Source organism: Pseudomonas mandelii, from assembly GCF_002251635.1.
GTDB lineage: Bacteria > Pseudomonadota > Gammaproteobacteria > Pseudomonadales > Pseudomonadaceae > Aquipseudomonas > Aquipseudomonas mandelii_B.
On the sequence record NZ_NMOJ01000096.1, the window covers coordinates 1 to 4,744 of the forward strand.

The 4,744-nt window shown below is 58.5% G+C and carries 6 protein-coding genes; all 6 read right to left on the bottom strand.

Features of this window, described 5'->3' with window-relative positions; genetic code table 11:
* Positions 1–100 precede the first annotated feature (100 nt).
* Positions 101–1,495 (bottom strand): replicative DNA helicase, encoded by a 1,395-nt coding sequence (gene dnaB / locus B7L09_RS14545; RefSeq protein WP_064450415.1) that lies wholly within the window; start codon positions 1,493–1,495, stop codon positions 101–103.
* 109 nt (positions 1,496–1,604) lie between these two features.
* The gene (gene rplI / locus B7L09_RS14550; protein ID WP_003171376.1) at positions 1,605–2,051 is read right to left on the bottom strand and encodes a 50S ribosomal protein L9; all 447 of its coding nucleotides are present in this window, start codon (positions 2,049–2,051) and stop codon (positions 1,605–1,607) included.
* Positions 2,052–2,069: 18 nt separating this feature from the next.
* Positions 2,070–2,963 carry a YybS family protein gene (locus B7L09_RS14555; protein WP_094469401.1) on the bottom strand — a complete coding sequence of 298 codons (894 nt, stop codon included), beginning with the start codon at positions 2,961–2,963 and terminating at the stop codon, positions 2,070–2,072.
* A 36-nt stretch (positions 2,964–2,999) separates the two neighbouring features.
* Positions 3,000–3,230, bottom strand: coding sequence for a 30S ribosomal protein S18 (rpsR, locus tag B7L09_RS14560; RefSeq protein WP_002551829.1), 231 nt, complete (start codon positions 3,228–3,230; stop codon positions 3,000–3,002).
* A gap of 28 nt (positions 3,231–3,258) precedes the next feature.
* Positions 3,259–3,681 carry a 30S ribosomal protein S6 gene (gene rpsF, locus B7L09_RS14565; protein WP_003217491.1) on the bottom strand — a complete coding sequence of 141 codons (423 nt, stop codon included), beginning with the start codon at positions 3,679–3,681 and terminating at the stop codon, positions 3,259–3,261.
* A gap of 310 nt (positions 3,682–3,991) precedes the next feature.
* Entirely contained in the window at positions 3,992–4,744 is a 753-nt protein-coding gene (rlmB, locus tag B7L09_RS14570; RefSeq protein WP_094469402.1) for a 23S rRNA (guanosine(2251)-2'-O)-methyltransferase RlmB, read from the bottom strand.

A 4,744-nucleotide genomic window follows, 5' to 3' on the forward strand; every position in this document is an offset into this window, starting at 1 on the left:
TTTCAAATGTGGGAGCGGGCTTGCTCGCGAAAGCGATGTGTCAGTTGACAGTGATGTTGTCTGACACGGCGCCTTCGCGAGCAAGCCCGCTCCCACAGGGTTATTCGTCGTCGAAGTTATAGCTGCCCGGCGCGAGGTTTTCGAAGCGGGTGTACTTGCCGATGAACGCCAGGCGCGTGGTGCCGATTGGCCCGTTACGCTGCTTGCCGATGATGATTTCAGCGATGCCTTTATGCTCGGTCTCCGGGTGATACACCTCGTCCCGGTAAACGAACATGATTACGTCAGCATCCTGCTCGATCGCTCCGGATTCCCGCAAGTCGGAGTTGATCGGGCGTTTGTTCGGCCGTTGCTCCAAGGAACGGTTGAGCTGCGACAGGGCAACCACTGGGCAGTTGAATTCCTTGGCCAGGGCTTTCAACGAGCGGGAAATCTCGGAAATCTCGTTGGTACGGCTGTCGCCACTGGAACCCGGGATCTGCATCAGTTGCAGGTAGTCGATCATGATCAGGGCGATATCGCCATGCTCACGCACCAGGCGTCGGGTACGTGCGCGCATTTCNGACGGGCTGATACCGGCCGTATCGTCGATGAACAGCTTGCGATCATTCAGCAGATTNACCGCCGANGTCAAGCGCGGCCAATCGTCATCTTCCAGACGACCGGCACGCACCTTGGTCTGGTCGATACGGCCCAGGGACGACAACATCCGCATGATCAGCGATTCGCCTGGCATCTCCAGCGAGTAGACCAGTACGGCCTTATCGCTGCGCAACACGGCGTTCTCCACCAGGTTCATCGCAAACGTGGTTTTACCCATGGACGGACGGCCGGCGACGATGATCAGGTCAGACGGCTGCAGGCCGCTGGTCATGCCATCGAGGTCGGTGTAGCCGGTGGACAGGCCGGTGATGGCGTTGTCGGTGTTGAACAAGGTATCGATCCGGTCGATGGCCTTGGTTAACAGGTCGTTGACGCTGACCGGGCCGCCGGTTTTCGGACGGGCCTCGGCGATCTGGAAGATCTGCCGTTCGGCCTCGTCGAGAATCTCTTCAGCGGTACGGCCTTCGGGGTTGAAGGCACTGTCGGCAATCTCGGTGGCGATGCCGATCAACTGGCGCAACGTGGCCCGCGCACGGACGATCTGCGCATAGGCCTTGATGTTGGCGACCGATGGCGTGTTTTTCGCCAGCTCACCCAGGTAACCCAGGCCGCCCACTTGGGACGTCTGGCCTTCCTTGTCCAATTGCTCGGCCAGGGTCACCACGTCGATCGGCGAGTTCTGGTCGGCCAGCTTGGCGATCGCACGGAAGATCAGACGGTGGTCATGCCGATAGAAATCGCCGTCCGACACTTGATCCAACACGCGTTCCCAGGCGTTGTTGTCCAGCATCAAGCCACCGAGCACGGCCTGTTCGGCCTCGATGGAATGCGGTGGCACCTTCAGGGCAGCGGTTTGCAGATCGTATTGCTCAGGAGCTGAAATATCGTTCATGGCCACTTGGAATTAGGGATTTNAGAAAAACAAAAGGCACGACCTGTAAACAGGATCGTGCCCGATGTTAACTGGCTGACACGCGAGGTGCCAGTCAGTTAGGTGCTGCTTAAGCTGCTACCACGACAACGCGTACGGTGGCTTCAACTTCGGCGTGCAGGTGCACGGCTACGTCGAATTCGCCTACGTTGCGGATGGTGCCGTTCGGCAGACGAACTTCGCTCTTCTGCACTTCAACGCCGGAAGCGGTCAGTGCATCAGCGATGTCGTGGGTGCCGATCGAACCGAACAGCTTGCCTTCGTCACCGGCGGTGGCAGTGATAGTCACTTCCAGCTCAGCCAGTTGGGCAGCGCGAGTTTCGGCCGAAGCTTTTTTGTCTGCTGCTGCTTTTTCCAGCTCAGCACGACGCTCTTCAAACGCAGCCAGGTTGGCAGCGGTTGCAGCGGTAGCTTTGCCGTAAGGCAGCAGGTAGTTACGACCGTAGCCGGCCTTAACGTTCACTTTGTCGCCCAGGTTGCCCAGGTTGGCGACTTTTTCCAGAAGGATCAGTTGCATGTGAAAATCCTCTAACTTTTAACCTTCACCGTTCGCGTTATCGGCGTCTTTCGACGCCAGACGACCGCGAAAATCAATCAGGCCGTCGACAATGGCCAAAACCACGAGTAACGGATAGATCAGCTGCATGAACAGCAACAGCGTTACGTACAACCCCACCAGCCAAAACCTGGCCAGACGCTTTCGCGCAACCAGCCCATGAATCAGGGCCAACCCGGCAAACACCAGCGGTACGCTGCAAATCGGCGCCAGCAAGGCCATCTGTGGACCGAAGTTCGGCCCGACAACCATGCACGCCAGCAGCAACATCGCCGGNCCCNGCGGGAATCTGATACTGCGAAACTCGCGACCAAAACCACCCGGGTTGTACAACAACGCCTGCCAATAACGCCCAAGAATCAGGCTCAGCACGCTGACGACCTGCAACAATGCCGCAATCAGGCCGGTCAGGACCGGAGCAATCAGTGACGCAAACNGCGCTTGCTCGTCTACCGACAACTTCTGGTAGACATCACCGAGTAGCGACGGCATGACTTTTATCAAAGCCTGCGCCAGCATCTCGATTTGGGGAGCAAAAACTGTCCCCAGCACCACTGCAAACACCACTCCCATCGCTATGCTGACCAGCAGCGTACGGACCCAGGACTCACTTGCGCGTAAAACCAACGCAAGGCTCGATGACCCCAGCAGTACCAAAAGTGCCCGTGGGTCATCGGAGTAAAGCCACCAGATCAACGCCGGCAGCAGTCCCAGAGCAAGTACGCCAATGGCGTCCTTCAATCCGCGCCGCAGCAGCACTAGGCAACCTGCGGCAGCACCCAACCAATAAAGCAACGGCAATGCCGCACATCCAGCCACTACGAGAGTGGCCTGCACGCGACCGCGCATGATGAACTCAGCTAAGGCGCGCATGCATTCAATCCCTTACTACTTGTCGACTGCCCGGTCTCAGCGGCCGTGGCTGTCGGTGTAGGCCAGCAGGGCCAGGAAGCGGGCGCGCTTGATAGCGGTGGCCAGCTGACGCTGATAACGTGCTTTGGTACCGGTGATACGGCTTGGAACGATTTTGCCGGTCTCGGATACGTAAGCTTTCAGAGTGTTGAGATCTTTGTAATCGATCTCTTTCACGTCTTCAGCGGTGAAGCGGCAGAATTTACGACGACGGAAGAAACGTGCCATTTGATAGGCTCCTTAAAAGGTCCGTGGATTACTCGTCAGCGTTATCGCTGTTGTCGCTGTCATCACTATCAGCGCTTTCGGCGCCTTCGTGCTCAGGACGGTCGCGACGCTCACGGCGCTCACTGCGGTTTTCTTCAGCCTTGAGCATCTCGGATTGGCCGGTAACGGCTTCTTCGCGACGGATGACCAGGTTACGGATCACTGCATCGTTGTAGCGGAAGTTGTCTTCCAGCTCGGCCAGGGCCTTGCCAGTGCACTCAACGTTCAGCATCACGTAGTGAGCCTTGTGAACATTGTTGATTGCGTAGGCCAGTTGACGACGGCCCCAATCTTCCAGACGGTGGATTTTGCCGCCGTCTTCTTCGATCAGCTTGGTGTAACGCTCAACCATGCCGCCGACTTGCTCGCTTTGATCCGGGTGGACCAAAAAGATGATTTCGTAATGACGCATGAATGCTCCTTACGGGTTGTAGCCTGCCGCTCAAAAACGGTCAGACAAGGAGTGAATGACACTTATGGATCTTGCCAAAGNTAGNCACATCAGTGCCTGCCGTCACAGCAAGGGGCGCAATTGTAGAGAAGGGACAGGAGAGGTGCAAGGCAATTGGTGATTATTTGAACAACCACCCGCGCCCCCATATCTGTAAGAGCCGGCTTNCTNACTGTGGGAGCGGGCTTGCTCGCGAANGCGGNCTGACATTCAACATTGATGTCGACTGACNCACCGCNATCGCGAGCAAGCCGGCTCCTATAGGGGAGTGTCAGGCTTTTTTGGTGGCGGCCTTTACGCTGCGCTGGCGCTGGGCTTCAAACAGGCAAACGCCGGTCGCCACGGACACGTTGAGGCTGCTGACNCTACCGGCCATCGGCAGGTGCACCAGGTAGTCGCAATGCTCACGAGTCAGGCGACGCATGCCACTGCCTTCCGCACCCATGATCAGGATGGTCGGGCCGGTCATGTCTTGCTGATACAGACTCTGCTCAGCCTCGCCCGCCGTACCGACAACCCACAAGCCACGCTGCTTGAGTTTTTCCAGAGTGCGCGCCAGGTTGGTCACGGCCACCAGCGGAATCACTTCCGCCGCACCACAAGCCACCTTCCGTACCGTCGGGGTCAGGGTGGCTGACTTGTCCTTCGGTACNATCACCGCCAGCGCACCGGCCGCNTCCGCCGAACGCAGGCAGGCGCCGAGGTTGTGCGGATCGGTCACGCCGTCCAGTACCAGCAGCAGCGGCGCGCCTTCGGTACGGTCGAGCAACTCGTCGAGCATCGCCTCGCCCCAGACCTGGCTCGGGCTTACGTCCGCCACGACGCCTTGGTGCACGCCCTCAACCCAGGCATCCAGCTCACGGCGCTCAGCCTGGCCGACGGCCACGCGATTTTCCGCAGCCAGGGCGATCAGTGTCTGAACCCGAGGATCACTGCGGCCTTCAGCCAGCCAGATCTGCTTGACGCGTTTCGGGTGGTGACGCAGCAACGCTTCTACAGCGTGCACGCCGTAGATCTTTTCCAA

What these genes read in the sequence shown, in the direction of transcription:
- rplI (WP_003171376.1), bottom strand. Translation starts at nt 2,051, where the DNA reads ATGCAACTGATCCTTCTGGAAAAAGTCGCCAACCTGGGCAACCTGGGC.
- rpsR (WP_002551829.1), bottom strand. Translation starts at nt 3,230, where the DNA reads ATGGCACGTTTCTTCCGTCGTCGTAAATTCTGCCGCTTCACCGCTGAA.
- rpsF (WP_003217491.1), bottom strand. Translation starts at nt 3,681, where the DNA reads ATGCGTCATTACGAAATCATCTTTTTGGTCCACCCGGATCAAAGCGAG.